Annotated in this window: 10 protein-coding genes; all 10 read left to right on the plus strand. The window is 41.0% G+C overall.

The genetic code is table 11. The annotated features are described in order from the left end of the window. The first annotated feature begins 6 nt into the window (after positions 1–6). The 10 genes from HDF25_RS12015 (at position 7) to HDF25_RS12060 (ending at position 17,783) form a co-directional block, all read left to right on the plus strand. Entirely contained in the window at positions 7–1,455 is a 1,449-nt protein-coding gene (locus HDF25_RS12015; protein WP_184625010.1) for a M20/M25/M40 family metallo-hydrolase, read from the plus strand. Between the two features lie 58 nt (positions 1,456–1,513). Then, positions 1,514–2,530, plus strand: coding sequence for a LacI family DNA-binding transcriptional regulator (locus HDF25_RS12020; RefSeq protein WP_184625011.1), 1,017 nt, complete (start codon positions 1,514–1,516; stop codon positions 2,528–2,530). A 434-nt stretch (positions 2,531–2,964) separates the two neighbouring features. Beyond that, positions 2,965–5,955, plus strand: a complete 2,991-nt coding sequence (locus HDF25_RS12025) for a SusC/RagA family TonB-linked outer membrane protein (protein WP_184625012.1) — start codon at positions 2,965–2,967, stop codon at positions 5,953–5,955. A 27-nt stretch (positions 5,956–5,982) separates the two neighbouring features. Beyond that, entirely contained in the window at positions 5,983–7,566 is a 1,584-nt protein-coding gene (locus tag HDF25_RS12030) for a RagB/SusD family nutrient uptake outer membrane protein (protein WP_184625013.1), read from the plus strand. Positions 7,567–7,584: 18 nt separating this feature from the next. Next, the gene (locus tag HDF25_RS12035) at positions 7,585–8,631 is read left to right on the plus strand and encodes a SusE domain-containing protein (protein WP_184625014.1); all 1,047 of its coding nucleotides are present in this window, start codon (positions 7,585–7,587) and stop codon (positions 8,629–8,631) included. 65 nt (positions 8,632–8,696) lie between these two features. After that, a complete protein-coding gene (locus HDF25_RS12040; protein ID WP_184625015.1) occupies positions 8,697–11,147 on the plus strand; it encodes a TIM-barrel domain-containing protein in 2,451 nt (816 codons plus the stop codon). An 11-nt stretch (positions 11,148–11,158) separates the two neighbouring features. After that, entirely contained in the window at positions 11,159–13,015 is a 1,857-nt protein-coding gene (locus HDF25_RS12045; protein WP_184625016.1) for a glycoside hydrolase family 13 protein, read from the plus strand. Position 13,016: 1 nt separating this feature from the next. Further along, positions 13,017–13,694, plus strand: coding sequence for a beta-phosphoglucomutase (gene pgmB, locus HDF25_RS12050; RefSeq protein WP_184625017.1), 678 nt, complete (start codon positions 13,017–13,019; stop codon positions 13,692–13,694). Positions 13,695–13,710: 16 nt separating this feature from the next. Then, the gene (locus HDF25_RS12055; protein WP_184625018.1) at positions 13,711–16,029 is read left to right on the plus strand and encodes a glycoside hydrolase family 65 protein; all 2,319 of its coding nucleotides are present in this window, start codon (positions 13,711–13,713) and stop codon (positions 16,027–16,029) included. A gap of 62 nt (positions 16,030–16,091) precedes the next feature. Beyond that, entirely contained in the window at positions 16,092–17,783 is a 1,692-nt protein-coding gene (locus HDF25_RS12060; protein WP_184625020.1) for an alpha-amylase family protein, read from the plus strand. The last annotated feature ends 5 nt before the right edge of the window (positions 17,784–17,788 follow it).

Here is a 17,788-nt window from a genome sequence, read left to right on the forward strand (position 1 = left end):
TTTTTCATGAAGATCCTTCTCTCTCTCTTTCTGGCGGGGCTTGCTACCACTGTGTATGCCCAGGATAATTTTAACACAGCATTTAGCAATATCAATACAGATGTGCAGCTGCATTCCAGAGCTTATGGTACCTTAAAATCTGCTACAGAAACTATAGGTCATCGTTTAACAGGCTCTGCTAATGGAGCTAAAGCCGAAGAATATGCTTTTAATCTATTGAAATCTTATGGTTACGATGTGCGTTATCAACCCTTCGAGGTAGAGAGCTGGAGCCGTATCACTAATGAAACCCAGATTGGGGATGCAGCATCATCACTCCGGATTATACCTTCTGTGGCACTGGCACATTCTCCGGTAAAATCATCTGTATCCGCAGCGCTGGTCGATATGGGAAATGGTTTGGAGAGTGATTACCAGAATGCAACTCAGATTAAAGGTAAAATTGCACTGGTTTATCTGGGCATATTACCCGGTTCACCAAAAGGCACAGCTTCACTTCACCGTTCTGAAAAGACGGCGATTGCGATTAAACACGGAGCTGCGGGGATCATCTTTATCAACGGAGTAAAGGGCGGAGTGTTATTGACAGGAACAGCTTCAGTCACAGGAAAGCTGATTACCATTCCTGCAGTGTGTATTGGCCTGGAAAACGGGATGAAACTCAAAGAACAGCTGAAATCAAAAACACAGTATGCAAGTTTGAAGATGACCAATTTTTCTGGTCTGATCAAAGCGAGAAATATCATCGCAACGGTCAAGGGTGATTCTCTTCCAAAAGAGAAAATCCTGGTTGGAGGTCATCTGGATAGCTGGGATCTGGCCACCGGTGCCATTGATAATGGTATAGGTTCTTTTGCTGTGATGGATATGGCGAGAACTTTTAAAACTCTGAAACTGAAAACTAAACGTACGGTTGAGTTTATCCTCTTTATGGGGGAAGAACAAGGGTTATTAGGTTCAAAAGCTTATATCGCTCAGGCAGAAAAGAAACACGAGCTGGATGAGGTGAAGTTTATGCTGAATTATGATATGACTAATGACCCTAAAGGTTTTGCAACAAGCCGGGAGGAAATGAAAATCTTATTTAAAGGTTGGGGAGATCAGATAGTAAAAATTGATACGGGCTTCAAGAATGTTTTCGTAGCTGGAGCCTGGTTACATAGCGATCATCAACCTTTTATGCTGGAAGGGATTCCTACCGGTGGCGGCGCAGGAGGGGAGTTACCTAACCATTCCGGACAATTTTATCATTCTGACGGAGACAGCTTTAAGCTGGTTGATGAACAGCAGCTTAAAAATACAGTACGTTACAGTGCAATGCTGACTTACGCCCTGGCTAATACACCAGATCTTCCTGTAGGAAAACAAACAGAAGATAAACTCAAGGCTTTCCTGATCAAGAATAATCTGGAAGAACCTTTGAAGATCGCCGGTGAGTGGAAATGGAAGGATTAATTTTATTAGAAATTTTCGGCTATATTTACCGCTGTAAAATATAATTGCAGCGGTATAAATGCGTAATATCAATATAAAAGAACTGGCGAAGGCACTTAATTTATCCACTTCAACTGTTTCCAGGGCTTTCCGGGACAATAGCGATATTAGTAAAGAAACCAAGGACAAAATTCTGGCTGCTGCAAAAGAACTGAATTATCAGCCAAATCATTATGCCAGCAATTTAAGGGAACAGCGAAGTAAAACCATCGCCGTCATCGTTCCAGAGCTGGGTAATAACTTCTTCTCTCAGGCCATTAATGGAATTGAAGGGGTTGCAAGAGCTAAAGGTTATCATATCTTAATCTATGCAACTGACGATGATTATGAAAAAGAAGTTTCCTTTATCAGGCATTTGCATAATGGTAGGGCAGATGGTATCATTATGTCTGTTTCCGGAGAGGCTAATGATCATAACTATCTGAATGAACTTAATCAGAAGAGACTGCCGCTGGTTTTCTTCGATAGGGTTTACGAGGATATTATTACACCTCAGGTGATTACGAATGATTATGCCAGTAGTTTCTCAGCTGTACAACATTTAATTAAACAGGGATGTAAACGAATTGCCTGCCTGGTTATTAATAAAAATCTATCCATTGGTAAAACCAGGATGCAGGGTTATCTGGATGCCCTGGCTAAATATAATATTCCATTTGACGATCGTTTAATTGTAGACTGTACGAACAGCTATAAAAGAAATAATGTCATCCTGAAAGACATGTTGAAACGATTGAAACCAGATGGTGTTTTTACTTCAGTGGAACGTCTTGCTTTTGCTACCTATTACGCCTGTAATGACCTGGATATCTCCATCCCTGAAGAAGTTAAGGTTGTAGGCTTTTCTAGCCTGCAGATTGCCCCTTTACTAAACCCCTCTTTAACCACCGTTACCCAGCCAGCCACGCAGATAGGTACCGAAGCTGCAATGTTATTATTCAAAATGCTGGAGTTCCCTGAGCAGGTGAATGTAAGTGAAAAAATCGTTCTTGAGTCTAAGTTAATGAAGCGTAATTCTACTGCGCTGAAACGTTAAAAATACGTTAAATTCTTGTTACTAAATTCTGCCCTTTTTGAGCAGAATATTTTTCCTTTCTTCCGAAATACGCAGAATTTCAGATTTTTTTGCTGTCGTGATTGTTAATAACTATCTAAAACTACGGGAACGTTCCCGGTATCGTTCCCGTAAAATAGGCTGAAAAACACTTAGTGTAAAAAAAACACTTTTATTGTTGTTTGAATGGTTGTAATGTGTTGATATACAGTTTTATACTGTGTGATTTATTGTGTAATTGTGAAAAGTAGTGTAAAATTTATTAGGGTATTTTAGTGATTTTAAAATATTAAATATTGTGTTAAAAAATTATTTGATATAAAATTTTGAAATGTGGAGGTCAAATGTGAATTTACGATGTGTGTGATACACAGTAAATATTATCCAAATATATACCCCAAAAAAAATTATCAAATATGAAAGTATTTTACGTGATGAGGTATTGTCTGCTGCTGGTTTTAACCATAACCGCACTGACCGTACAAGCACAGACCGGTTCAATAACTGGTAAGATCATTGATGAAACGGGACAAGGTCTTCCTGGGGCATCTGTATTGATCAAAGGGCAGAGCAGAAGTGCCAGCACAGATGTGAATGGGGATTTTAAGATTACTGGAGTAACCAAGGGAGCTGTTGTATTGACAGCAAGTTATATTGGTTACACTTCCATTGATCAGAATGTAACCGTGAATGGTAATACGGTAGTAAATTTCAAACTGAAGCCAGACGCGCAGAACTTAAATGAAGTGGTTGTGATTGGTTATGGTTCAGTACAGAAAAAAGATCTGACCGGATCTGTGACTACAGTAGGCGCTAAAGATTTTCAGGCAGGTAATATTACTTCGCCTGAGCAATTGATCGCTGGTAAAGTTGCCGGTGTATCCATTGTTTCTAATAGTGGACAGCCTGGAGCAGGAAGTACTATCCGTATTCGTGGTGGTGCATCATTGAACGCGAGTAACGATCCTCTGATTGTGATTGACGGTGTTCCTTTTGGAAGTAACCTGACTGTTGGTGCGACAAGTGGTACTGTAATCGCAGGGGTTGCGAATCCGCTGAGTTTAATTAATCCGAACGACATTGAGACTTTCACTGTATTAAAGGATGCTAATGCAACTGCAATTTATGGTTCAAGAGCCTCTAATGGTGTTATTCTGATTACGACTAAAAAGGGAAAATCAGGAGAACCTACAATCAATTTCAGCACAGTCAATTCTTATGCTACGGTTGCTAAGAAGGTAGATGTATTAACGGGTGATCAGATTCGTGCTTATGTGAATGCGAATGGAACTGCTGCGCAAAAAGCCTTATTAGGTACTGCTAATACGGACTGGCAGAATGTGATCTACAACAATGCATTCACTACAGATAATAACCTGAGTATTGCAGGAAGCTTTAAAAATGTTCCTTATCGGATTTCCGGTGGTTACCTGGATCAAAAAGGTTTGTTACGTACAGACGAGATGACAAGAGCAACAGCTGGGATATCTCTGAATCCAACTTTCTTTGATAAACACCTGAAAGTAGATCTGAACCTGAAAGGTTCACTAAGTGAAACACGTTTTGCCAACACGGATGCTGTAGCTGCGGCAATTCAGTTTGATCCGACACAACCTGTTTATGCTAATAATAAATACGGCGGATATTTCGAATGGTTAAATGCTGATGGTAGTATAAATCCAAATGCGCCAAAAAATCCATTGGGATTAATTGAAGAAAAACAAAATAATGGTAAAACAGCCCGTAGTTTTGGTAACTTAAAATTAGATTACTCCTTCCATTTCTTACCTGAACTGCATTTAAATGTGAATGGTGGTTATGATGTGTCTAAAGGATATGGAGCTATTAATGTTCCGGCTTATGCAGCACAGAGTATAGGAGGCCCAGGAACAGCTTCCCAATACGAAGCTGTTCAGCATAATAAAGTAGCGGAAGCGTTTTTTAGCTATAACAAGGATCTGCAAAGCATCAGAAGTAATATTAATGCAACTGCTGGTTACGGTTTTTATGACAACTCTACAACTACTTACAATTTCAATAGCTATAATGCTTTAGGTGTTTTGCAGAGTCCAATAGTATTTCCTTTTGATACACAGCAAAATCGACTACTGTCTTACTATGGTCGTTTGGTATACACCTACGCTGATAAATATATTTTCTCAGGAACGATGCGTGCTGATGGATCATCGAAATTCAGTGAGTCTGGCAGGTGGGGTTATTTCCCTTCAGCCGGTTTTACCTGGAGAGCAATTGATGAGTCATTCTTAAAAGACAGTAAAGTGTTTTCTGATTTGAAAATGCGTTTAAGTTATGGTATTACCGGACAGCAGGATGGTATTGGTAACTATACTTATTTACCAAATTACTACACCAGTGTAAATGAGGCCCAGTATCAGTTAGGCAATCAGTTTTACCATATGTATACACCAATTGCTTATGATAAAAATCTGAAATGGGAAACTTCTACGACTTACAATGCAGGTCTGGATTACGGTTTCTTCAAAGGAAGAGTATACGGTAGTGTAGATGTTTACTATAAAAAAACTAAAGATTTATTAAGTACTGTACCAATTGCAGTAGGAACGAACTTCAGTAACCTGTTATTAACGAATGTTGGTAACATGACCAATAAAGGAATTGAGGCAAGTATCAATGTAGGAATCATTAAGTCAGCCGATGTGAACTGGGATATGGGCTTTAACTTTACCTACAATAACAGTAAAGTAACCAACCTGTCTCTTAACCCAAGCCCTGATTATAAAATCGGAACTACTGATGGTAATATTACCGGAGCCACTGGTACTACATTGAAATGGAATTCAGCTAATTATCAACCTGGATCCTTCTATGTATACAAGCAAGTTTATAATGCACAGGGAGCACCAATCGAAGGTGTATATGCTGATTTAAATCATGATGGTGTTGTGAATGATCAGGACAGATATTTCTACAAATCTCCGGCACCTAAATATATCATGGGTTTCACTACTTCATTTAACTACAAAAAATGGACGCTGAGTACTGTATTGCGTGCGAACATTGGTAACTATATTTATGATAATGTTGCCTCTAACCTGGCTGTAAGCAGAAATATTCTTAGCCCAAGCGGTCTGATCAATAATGCAAGTACCTCATTCTACGATACCAATTTCTCCAATAACCAGTACCTGAGTGACTACTATATCAAAAACGCATCCTTCCTTAAAATGGATAATGCAGGTGTTGCTTATAATTTTGGTCGTATCTCACCAAACTCAAAGGCTAATCTTCGGATCACTGCAAACGTTCAGAATGTATTTGTGGTTTCCAAATACAAGGGAATTGATCCTGAGAGTAGTTCGGGTATTGATTATAACTTATACCCAAGACCAAGAACATACAGTTTGGGGCTTAACGTAGGATTTTAATAATATAAATTTAAGAGAGAGAGAAAGATGAAAAATCTATTCAAAATATTTACGGCAACAGCCATCCTGATGGCCACCTTCTCGTCTTGTAAAAAAGACCTGAATTTGAAGCCTACAAATGATATCACTTCAGATGTTGCTTATTCTACTCCTGCTGGTTATAAGCAGGTACTGGCTAAAGTATACGGAAGTTTCGCTACTACTGGTGGCGGTGGTTCAGGTTCAAGTGACCTTGGCGGGATTGATGCAGGAACATCCGATTTTATTCGTTTATACTGGAATGCTCAGGAATTAACTACTGATGAAGGACTTTGTGTATGGAATGATCCGGGAGTTTATGACCTGAACTATCAGACCTATACTTCAGATAATATCCTCCTGAGAGGATTATATACAAGGAGTTTATACCAGATTACGGTGATCAATGAATTCCTGCGCGAAAGTACTCCGGCTAAATTAGCTTCCCGTAATATTACAGGAGCAGATGCAGCTAATATTGCTGTCTATGTAGCAGAAGCAAGATTTTTGCGCGCCTATCAATACTGGGTATTGATGGATTTATTTGGTAATCCTCCGTTCATCACTGAAAACAATCTGATTGGCACAACAGCACCTCAGCAAATTAAACGTGCAGATTTATTCAAGTATGTAGAGAGTGAATTATTAGCTATTGATCCTATTTTATTAACGTCCAATGAATATGGAAGGGCAACTAAGGCAGCTGAATGGATGTTGTTATCACGGTTATATCTGAATGCGTCAGTTTATACAGGTACTGACAGAAACACTGATGCGATTACTTATGCAAGCAAAGTTATCGCTGGTGGTTTCAGTCTGCACTCAGCTTATAAAAACTTGTTCCTTGCTGATAACAATATCAATAACCCGGAGACCATCTTATCTATTAACTATGATGGAACCCTGACTCAGAATTATGGCGGAACTACCTTTATAGTCAATGCGTCTATCAATGGTGATATGAAACCTGCTACTTTTGGTGTTCCAAATGGTGGTTGGGGTGGTATCCGTACCCGTTCAACTTTACCGGCTATGTTCGGTATTTCAGGTGCTTTTACTTCTAATCCTGATTCAAGGGCAATGTTCTATGGTGACAAATCTGTGAATGATGCTGTAGCCGTATTTACCGATGGTTTACGTGCTATCAAATTCAGAAATGTTAATCAGGCAGGTGTTGCAGCTCCATCAATTGGTGGAACCTTCTGTTCTATTGATTTCCCTTTATTCCGTTTACCGGAAGCTTACCTGAATTATGCTGAAGCTGTTTTACGTGGCGGCGGCGGTGGTTCGATGGGCCAGGCGCTTACTTATGTTAACCTTTTGCGTCAGCGTGCCTATGGTAACAGCAGTGGAAATGTGACTTCCCTGACATTAGATAATATCCTGACAGAAAGAGCCAAAGAATTCTTCTGGGAAGGATACCGTCGTACAGATTTGGTACGTTTCGGCAAATTTACTGATGGATCATATTTATGGCCATTTAAAGGTGGTGTTGCTGCAGGACGTGGTATTGATGCGACACGTAGTATCTTCCCGTTGCCATCTGCTGATTTGATTGCCAATCCTAATTTAACACAGAACCCAGGTTATTAATCAAAATCTATCATAGATATGAAATCATTATATATAAAAACCATGACCTATAGCCTTTTCCTGCTATTATTCATGTCATGTAAAAAGGATGAAACTAAAGTTGTGGCGGGTAACGGCACAGCTCCGGTTCTGACAGCCACACAAAGTACGCTGGTCCTGGACAGCACTAAAAAAACGCAAAATGCTGTCACTTTCAACTGGACAGCCTCTTCTTTTGGCTATAGTGCTGGTGTAAGTTACGCGATCCAGATAGATCTTGCAGGGAATAGCTTTAAAGCACCTAAGGAGATTGCCGTAAATACAGCTTTAACCCAAGCCTATACGGTTTCTGACCTGAATGATCTGGTTAACCAGATGGGGTTGACCGTTGGTGTAGCTGGTAAACTGGAAGTAAGAGCTGTAGCTACTATCAGTAGTACTTATGCACCTGCATATTCCAATGTGGTTCCGATTACTGTAACCCCTTATCAGATTGTGATCAATTATCCGTCACTTTATGTTCCGGGTTCTTATCAGGCAGCACCTAACTGGACACCGGCTACCGCAGCAAAAATTTCTTCAGTGGCTGGTAATCAGGTTTACGAAGGATATGTTAATTTCCCTGATGGATCGACAGACTTTAAATTTACCTCAACGCCAGATTGGGCCGGTATTATTTACGGTACTTCTGCCGCAGGTACACTAAGTGCGGGAAGTGGCGGGAACTTACATGTTGACGGTGCAGGCTATTATCTGATCAAAGCCGATACCAAAGCATTAACTTATTCACTGACTAAAACAGTATGGTCAATCATCGGAGATGCTACCGGATCATGGAGTACTGATACACCGATGACTTATGATGTAACTAATAAAGTCTGGACAGTGACCATGCCACTTTCAGTAGGTGCGCTTAAGTTCAGGGCAAATGGCGCATATGATATTAATTTCGGTGATAATACTCCTGCAAATGGTAAACCAGTATACGGCGGAGCGAATATCCCTGTAACTGTTGCAGGAAATTATAAAATCGTCTTAAACCTAAGTACGCCGGGTAACTATACCTACAGTATATCTAAACAATAAAAAAACAGAAAAGCCCTGAAAATATTTTCAGGGCTTTTCCTTCTGTATAAACCTTTCCGATCAATATGCGAAAACTGAAACTGATCCCTAAACTGCTATTCCTTTTTACTTTTCCGCTGCTGGTCCATGCGCAAAATAATCCGGTCGTTAATACCGGAAATATCAAGACTGTAAATATCGCCGGACAAAAAGTAGAATTTACAACAGAGCATGCATATGGTGAGTTGACAGTTTACAGTCCATCTATTATCAGGGTCCGGTTAGATCAGAAGAAACTAGGTAATGATTTCTCTTATGCGGTCATTTCCAAACCTGTTAAAACTACTGTTTCTATTAGCCAGAATGAACGGGAGATCAGCATAACCACCGATTCCCTTCAGGCAAAAATTACCAAAAATCCTTACAGTATTACTTTTTATACACCTGATGGAAAGATTATCAGTCAGGACGAAAAAGGACTTAACACTTCCTGGGTTGCAGATGAAGTTACCACCTACAAAAAGATGCAGGAAGGCGAACGTTTTGTAGGCCTTGGCGAAAAAACAGGTAACCTTGACCGTAAAGGCAGTGGCTACACCAACTGGAATTTTGACGCTTACGGTTATTCTACAGGGCAGGACCCGCTCTATTCTACCATTCCATTTTATATGGGAATCCACCATGGTTTAAACTACGGTATCTTTCTTGACAATACCTACCAGAGTGATTTTAACTTTGGTGCCAGCAATAACAGATTTTCTTCTTTTGGCGCACAGGGCGGAGAAATGAATTACTATTTCATCTATCATAAACACCTGTCAGATATTATCACTTCTTATACTTCCTTAACCGGAAGGATGAACTTACCACCGCTGTGGAGCTTAGGCTATCAGCAAAACCGTTATACCTATTACCCCGATACTGAGGTCTTGCGTATAGCACAGACTCTTAGAGAAAAGAAAATTCCCGCAGACGGAATCACACTGGATATCCATTATATGGACCAGTATAAATTATTCACCTGGGACAAATCACGTTTCCCGAACCCGCTGGCTATGAATAAAAAGCTCGCCGATATGGGCTTTACCACGACGGTTATCGTTGATCCCGGTATTAAAGTAGAAAAAGGTTATCAGGCTTATGAAAGCGGTCTGAAAGAAAATATATTTATCAAATACTCGGATAGCACAAACTACTCTGGTCAGGTTTGGCCTGGCTGGTGCAACTTCCCTGATTTTACCAGTGAAAAAGGCAGGTCGTGGTGGAGAAATGAAGTTAAATTCTTCGCCAATACAGGTGTTTCCGGTATCTGGAATGATATGAACGAGATAGCGACCTGGGGAAATAAAATGCCATCCAATGTGCTGTTTAATTATGATGGGGCCCTTGCCAGTCATAAACAGGCACATAACGTATATGGATTGCAGATGGCACGTTCGAGTTATGAAGGCGCAAAGGCATCGATGAACAAACGTCCTTTTATCCTGACGCGTGCTGGTTATGCAGGATTACAAAGATACACCGCCATCTGGACCGGGGATAACCGTCCCGAAGAAGACCATATGTTATTAGGTGTACGTCTGCTGAATAGTTTAGGTTTAAGCGGAGTCCCTTTTACAGGAATGGATATCGGTGGATTCATCGGTACGCCCAGCAATTCACTATTTGCAAGATGGATCCAGATAGGAGCGTTTAACCCTTATTTCCGGAACCATGCTGCTGTGAACACACAGTCATCAGAACCCTGGACCCACGGAGAAGAAGTACTCGAAATCTCCAGGAATTATATCAATCTCCGTTATAAACTGATGCCTTACTTATATTCTACCTTCTTTGAAGCTACACAGAACGGATTACCCGTGATGCGGACCCTCGCTATAGATTATACGTTTGACGCCAAAGTATTTGATACCTCTTTCCAGAACCAGTACCTGTTTGGTAAAGCATTTATGGTTCTGCCATTTGAAAGTACCAAAGAATTTGGAAACGCCTATTTCCCTAAAGGATTATGGTATGACCTCTATACCGATGAAGTACAGCAGGGTGAAACGGAAAAGATACTTCGCCTGTCAAAAAATAAACTTCCTGTATATGTTAAAGAAAGCAGTATTGTACCTATGCAGTCGCTCGTTCAGTCTACTCAGGAGAAACCAACAGATACACTGGTCCTGCATATCTACAAAGGACAACTGAATAATTCTTTTGTCTATTATGAAGATGACGGACAGAGCTATAATTATGAAAAAGGTGATTTTTATAAACGAAAGATAAGTTATGATGCTGTAAAGCACAATGTTACCTTTGAGAAGGCCGAAGGGAATTTTAAATCCAAATTCAACCAGCTTAAACTAGTCTTTCATGGTTTTAGTACAGATGCTCAATTAAATAATGGTCAAAATATTAAGGATGAAATGAATTCATTCCTTGCACCGATTTCAAAGTTCGATCCTCAGGGAACTGCAAACCCGGTAGAAGGCGCAAAGGTTAAAAGTATAACCCTTGGCAATACCCCGGCTCAGTTTGTGATTACCTATTAATCCTTTTTAAAATGAAGAAACTATTAATTGCACTATTTGTTCTGTTGTCTGTAAATGGATGGGCGCAGGCTAAATTTGATCATGTAGAACCGATGTTCTGGTGGGTTGGAATGAAAAACCCGAAACTACAACTGTTAATTCACGGGAAAGATATCTCCGGATATACCGTCAGGCTCAATTATCCAGGTGTAAACCTGATTGAAGTTCATCAGGTTGAAAATCCGAATTACCTCTTTATTGATCTCGAAATTGCTGCCGATACCAAAGCAGGTAAATTTCCGATTTCATTTATGGATAAGGGAGGGAAAAAAGTATTCGATTACAGCTATGAGCTGAAAAACAGAGACCAGTCTGCTTCAAGGATTCAGGGGGTAACCAATAAAGATTTTATCTATCTTCTGATGCCTGACCGCTTCTCTAATGGCGACAAGTCAAACGATGTTGTTAAAGGCCTGGCCGAAACCAAACTCAACCGTGATTCCATGTATTACCGTCATGGCGGAGATATCCAGGGTGTAATCAATCATCTGGATGATCTGAAGGCACTCGGAGTAACTACCATCTGGATGACCCCGGAAATTGAGAACGATATGCCTTTAGCTTCTTATCACGGTTACGCAGTGACAGATCATTATAAAATAGACCCGCGTTATGGTACCAATGCTTTATATAAAACTTATGTAGACCAGGCCCATGCCAAAGGATTGAAAGTGATTAAAGATATTGTACATAATCATATTGGTACAGGACACTGGCTGTTTAAAGATATGCCTATGAAAGACTGGGTTAATCAATGGCCGGTTTATACACAGACAAGCTATCGCGATGAGCCAGTAATGGACCCTCACACTTCCCAGGCAGACAGAAAAAAACAACTGGACGGATGGTTTGTCCCATCTATGCCCGATCTGAATGAAAGAAATCCTTATGTCCAGAATTATCTGACCCAGAATCATATCTGGTGGATCGAATACGCAGGAATCGATGGATTAAGATTAGATACTTATGCCTATAATGAGCCTTCTTATATGGCCGACTGGGCTTTAAAACTTAAGGCTGAATTTCCTTCCCTGTCAATTTTCGGAGAGACCTTGGTGAACTCTGTTCCAGCACAGGCTTATTTCACCCAGGGAAACACGGTGAACAGGGGGTTTGATACACATTTACCAGGTGTGACCGATGCGATGATGAAAAGTGCTGTTTATGAAGCCCTCAATGGGAAGACAGGGTGGACTGACGGTATTTTCAGATTATACAATGTTGTTTCACAAGATTTTCTGTACCAGGATCCGACACGTAATGTCATCTTCTGGGATAACCATGATATGAGCCGTTTCTATTCTATGGTTAAAGAAGATATGGCTCAATATAAATCCGGAATGGCTTTGTTACTGACCATGAGGGGCATCCCTCAGTTGTATTACGGTACTGAGATCCTGATGAAGAATTATTCAGATCCCGACGGGCTGGTCCGATCAGACTATCCCGGAGGATGGGCAGGGGATGCTGCTGATAAATTCAATGTAACAGGTCGTACCCCAAAGGAAAACGAGGCCTGGAACTATGTCAGCAAGCTGGCTAATTACCGGAAAAACAGCCCTGCTTTACAGACCGGAAAAATGATGCAATTTGTTCCCGAAGACGGTGTATATGTTTATTTCAGGTATATTACTGGGGCAAACGGGGCAAAAGATGTGATGATTATCCTCAACAGCGAAGAAAAGGCTAAAGTCCTGAATACTTCAAGATTTGAAGAACGCATGAAAAATATAACTTCAGCTGTCAATGTGATCAGCGGAGAAAAATTAAATACAGTTAAAACTATCCAAATTCCAGCTAAAACGACACTGGTACTAGAATTGAATTAATATGAACGATACGACTATAGCGTGCATTTTTGATCTTGATGGCGTATTGGTAGACACAGCTGTTTATCATTATCAGGCCTGGAAAAAACTGGCCAACTCATTAGGCTTTGATTTTACTGAAGCACAGAACGAACAATTGAAAGGCGTAAACCGGATGCGCTCCCTCGACATGATCCTGAATTGGGGAGGTGTTGAGAAGACTGCTGCTGAAAAAGAAGAACTCGCTACGTTGAAAAACAGCTGGTACGTCGATATGATCAGTAAAATGACTGTATCCGAAGTGTTACCAGGTTCGCTGCAATTGTTAACCGCTTTGCATACACACGGAATAAAAATTGCATTAGGTTCAGCGAGTAAGAATTCCGGTTTAATTCTGGAAAGAACTCAGCTGACCCATTTCTTTGATGCCATTGTAGATGGTAATGCCGTGACCAGTTCAAAACCTGATCCTGAAGTTTTTATTAAAGGAGCAGAATTGCTGGGCGCAGCACCTGCCGATTGTATCGTTTTTGAAGATGCTGCGGCTGGCGTGCAGGCAGCAATAGCCGCGAAAATGGCTGTTGTCGGAATAGGAGAAGCAGTGAATCTGCCGGGAGCAGATCAGATCAGTAAAGATCTGTCGGCGATAAGTGTAGATGGGCTGATTCAGCTGGTAAAAGATAAAAAAGGAAAAGCATAGCGTAAAAGGGGTAAACATGAAGAATTACATACAAGCAGAAGAGTGGAATATCATAGAAAATGGTTTTGATGCTCATTTGAATAAGATATCAGAAAGCCTGTTCAGCCTGGGTAACGGCCGGATGGGGCAGCGTGCAAATTTTGAAGAAACCTATACAGGAGATACTTTACAGGGCAATTACGTTGCGGGAGTCTATTATCCCGATAAAACGCGTGTGGGCTGGTGGAAAAACGGTTATCCTGAATATTTTGCCAAAGTACTGAATGCAACCAACTGGATGGGGCTCGAGTTCAGATTTGACGGAGAGCTTCTGGATTTAAATCTGTGTAAAGTAACTGCTTTCAAACGCGTCCTGAATATGCAGGAAGGTTATCTGGAACGTACTTTCACGGCAGAATTAGCTTCAGGTAAACAAGTAAAAGTAAACGCTAAACGATTTTTCAGTATTGCCAATGACGAGATTGCAGCCCTGCATTACCATTTGATCCCCCTTAACTTTTCAGGAAAACTGGAATTAAAGGCTGTTATTGATGGTGATGTAAAAAACCAGGACTCCAATTACGAAGAGAAATTCTGGGATGAGGTTAGCCGTGCACAAGACGGGAGTGGTTCTTATTTAACCTTAAGAACAAAGAAAACGGCATTCGACGTGATTACTGGTGTTAAAACCCTGGTGTATAAAAATGAGCAGGCAGTTCAGTTAGGTGCAGATTCAGTTTCCCGCGAAAAGTACCTTTCAGAAAGCACCTCATTCACACTGAACCAGAACGAAGGAATCGACATTTATAAAATTGCAACTAACCTCTCTTCACAGAACTATGCTTCCGCAGAGCTGCCGGAAAAAGCCAGAGCGGTTCTGGGTGCTGCGGTAGCCAGAGGTTTCCAGGCATTACTCGAAGATCAGGCTGCTGCCTGGGCAACCAAATGGGAAGAAGGCGATATCATCATAGAAGGTGATGTAGCTGCTCAGCAGGCTATCCGTTTTAATATTTTTCAGTTAAATCAGACCTATACAGGGAAAGATGCCCGTTTAAACATTGGCCCTAAAGGTTTTACAGGTGAGAAATACGGAGGTTCTACCTATTGGGACACCGAGGCTTATTGTATCCCGTTTTATCTGTCAACTGCACCACAGGAGGTTTCCAGAAATCTGCTGATCTATCGGTATAAACATTTAGAGAAAGCAATTGAAAATGCACAGAAACTTGGATTTGACAAGGGAGCTGCATTATATCCTATGGTAACCATGAATGGCGAAGAATGCCATAATGAATGGGAAATTACTTTCGAGGAGATTCACAGAAACGGAGCTATTGCATTTGCAATTTTCAACTATATCCGGTACACAGGTGATACTTCCTATCTGAAAGAATACGGACTGGAAGTACTGATTGGGATTGCCCGTTTCTGGAAACAAAGAGTAAACTGGAGTGTTGATAAAAAACAGTACGTAATGCTGGGTGTGACCGGGCCTAATGAGTACGAAAATAACATCAACAATAACTGGTATACGAATACCTTAGCTGCCTGGTGCTTAAAATACGCCACAGAAGCTGCGGATATTGTCAAAGAAAATGATCCTGAACAATATCAGCGCATTGTAGCTAAAACGACATTAATTGATCAGGAGTTTTCCGACTGGAAAAATATTGCTGAAAATATCTATCTGCCATACGATCAGGAACTGGGTGTCTTCCTTCAGCAGGATGGTTATCTCGATAAAGAACAGATCCTGGTCAGCAATTTACCTGCATCAGAACGTCCGCTTAACCAAAAGTGGAGCTGGGACAGGATTTTACGTTCCTGCTTCATTAAACAAGCTGATGTTTTGCAGGGAATGTACTTCTTTGAAGATGACTATGATCTGGAATCACTGAGAAGGAATTTTGATTTTTATGAATCCCGTACCGTCCATGAGAGCTCTTTATCACCTTGTGTACACAGTATCTTAGCGGCTAAACTGAATGATGGCGATAAAGCTTACGAGTTCTATCTGCGTACCTCACGTTTAGACCTTGATGATTATAATAATGATACCGAAGATGGTCTTCACATTACCTCAATGGCAGGGACCTGGATGAGTATTGTCGAAGGATTTGCAGGGATGCGTGTCAGAGCGGATAAACTTTCCTTTAATCCTTTTCTGCCGGAACAATGGACTTCGTTTGCCTTTAAGGTAGGATTCCGTGGTATCCAGTTGAAAATACAGATCAAAAGGGATGAAATGATCATTCATACAGACAGCAAAGAACCGCTGGACATTACTATATTTAATAAGTTACACACTGTCCTGGCAGGTGAAACCGTGATCAGCTATAAAGGATTACTGGTATGAAACCCCGTTACTGGATTTTAACCGTAATTTTTTTAAGTTTTTCGGGATTTACGAATATAATTATGGCACAGCAGAGCAAAAAGATCATGATCTACCAGCTTTTGCCAAGGTTATTTGGCAATAAGCAGCAGAGCAATATCCCTTATGGGACTATCACTCAGAATGGTAGTGGAAAATTTGAAGATATCACCAGTCAGGCATTAGATGGGATCAAAGAACTCGGGACTACACATGTGTGGTTTACCGGGGTGATTTCACATGCTACCTTAACAGATTATAGTACTGATGGTTTACCGGCTAATAATGCACAGGTAGTCAAAGGGCGGGCTGGATCTCCTTATGCAGTCAGGGATTATTACGATGTAGACCCTGATCTCGCTGTGGTAGTGAAAAACAGGATGGCCGAGTTTGAGGCGTTGATTCAGAGAACACATGCCAAAGGGCTGAAAGTTATTATTGACTTCGTTCCTAACCATGTTGCCCGTCAGTACCAGTCAAAGATGAAACCAGCCGGAGTTAAAGACTTTGGAGAAGGTGATGATGTACATGTTGCATTTAGTCCGGCTAATGATTACTATTATGTGCCCGGAAAAGACCTTGTCGTTCCGGCACCTAAATCTGATCAGCCAACACCACTGTCAGTTTTACAGCAGCAGCATTATACAGAATCGCCGGCAAAAGCTACCGGGAACAATGTCTTCTCAGAAAGACCTTCGGTAGATGACTGGTATGAAACAATCAAATTAAATTACGGCGTAGACCAGCAAAATGGAGCTAAACAATATTTTAACCCAACTCCTGCGGTATGGACCAAGATGAGAGATATCCTGGTTTACTGGACAGGTAAAGGTGTAGACGGTTTTCGCTGTGATATGGCAGAGATGGTTCCACTGGCTTTCTGGCAATGGGTCATTCCCGAGGTTAAAAAAATAAACCCTTCCCTGATCTTTATTGGAGAGGCTTACGATCCTACTACTTATAAATCATTTCTGACTACAGGTCAGTTCGATTATTTATATGACAAAGTTGGTTTATACGATGGCCTGAAAAGGTTGATCCGAAGTGAAGACAACGCAGATGTCAATGATATCAGAAAGGTATGGCAGCAGGAGAGCGCTGGTTTTGGCGATCACATGTTACGTTTCCTCGAGAATCACGATGAAGAACGCATTGCCTCTCCCGGATTTGTAGGGAAGGCCGAATTTGCTTTACCAGCTATGGTTGTTTCCGCTACCTTATCTGGTGGACCCGTAATGACTTACTTTGGCCAGGAAGCAGGAGAACCCGGAGCAGGGGCAGAAGGATTTGGCGGAGAGGATAACAGAACCACAATTTTTGACTACTGGGGAATACCAGAACATCAGAAATGGATGAATAACGGTGCCTTTGATGGTGGGCAGTTAAGTCCTGATCAGCAAGCATTGAGAAATTATTATGTAAAACTGTTACAGTTTGCAGGAAGCTCAGAAGCTATTGCCAATGGTGAATTATGGGAAATCCCTGTAGGTGGTAATATGAACAAACGCATGTATGGTTACGTTCGTTATACAGCAAATCAGCGTTTGCTGATCCTGGTTAATTTTGACCGTCATTACAGGATGGAAAGCCAGGTACAGATCCCTGCACAGATCTTACAAAACAGACCCTTTACCACAGCCGAAGATAAACTGTCTGATCTGAAATTAACTGATCTTAAAGACAATACAATACCTGTCTGGGTATTGCCAATGAGTGCCCAGATTTTAGCCTTCTAAAACCA

Source organism: Pedobacter cryoconitis, assembly GCF_014207135.1.
In the GTDB taxonomy this organism is placed as follows: Bacteria; Bacteroidota; Bacteroidia; order Sphingobacteriales; family Sphingobacteriaceae; genus Pedobacter; species Pedobacter cryoconitis_D.

What these genes read in the sequence shown, in the direction of transcription:
- HDF25_RS12055 (WP_184625018.1), top strand. Translation starts at nt 13,711, where the DNA reads ATGAAGAATTACATACAAGCAGAAGAGTGGAATATCATAGAAAATGGT.
- HDF25_RS12035 (WP_184625014.1), top strand. Translation starts at nt 7,585, where the DNA reads ATGAAATCATTATATATAAAAACCATGACCTATAGCCTTTTCCTGCTA.
- HDF25_RS12045 (WP_184625016.1), top strand. Translation starts at nt 11,159, where the DNA reads ATGAAGAAACTATTAATTGCACTATTTGTTCTGTTGTCTGTAAATGGA.
- HDF25_RS12015 (WP_184625010.1), top strand. Translation starts at nt 7, where the DNA reads ATGAAGATCCTTCTCTCTCTCTTTCTGGCGGGGCTTGCTACCACTGTG.
- HDF25_RS12060 (WP_184625020.1), top strand. Translation starts at nt 16,092, where the DNA reads ATGGCACAGCAGAGCAAAAAGATCATGATCTACCAGCTTTTGCCAAGG.
- HDF25_RS12020 (WP_184625011.1), top strand. Translation starts at nt 1,514, where the DNA reads ATGCGTAATATCAATATAAAAGAACTGGCGAAGGCACTTAATTTATCC.
- HDF25_RS12030 (WP_184625013.1), top strand. Translation starts at nt 5,983, where the DNA reads ATGAAAAATCTATTCAAAATATTTACGGCAACAGCCATCCTGATGGCC.
- HDF25_RS12040 (WP_184625015.1), top strand. Translation starts at nt 8,697, where the DNA reads ATGCGAAAACTGAAACTGATCCCTAAACTGCTATTCCTTTTTACTTTT.
- pgmB (WP_184625017.1), top strand. Translation starts at nt 13,017, where the DNA reads ATGAACGATACGACTATAGCGTGCATTTTTGATCTTGATGGCGTATTG.
- HDF25_RS12025 (WP_184625012.1), top strand. Translation starts at nt 2,965, where the DNA reads ATGAAAGTATTTTACGTGATGAGGTATTGTCTGCTGCTGGTTTTAACC.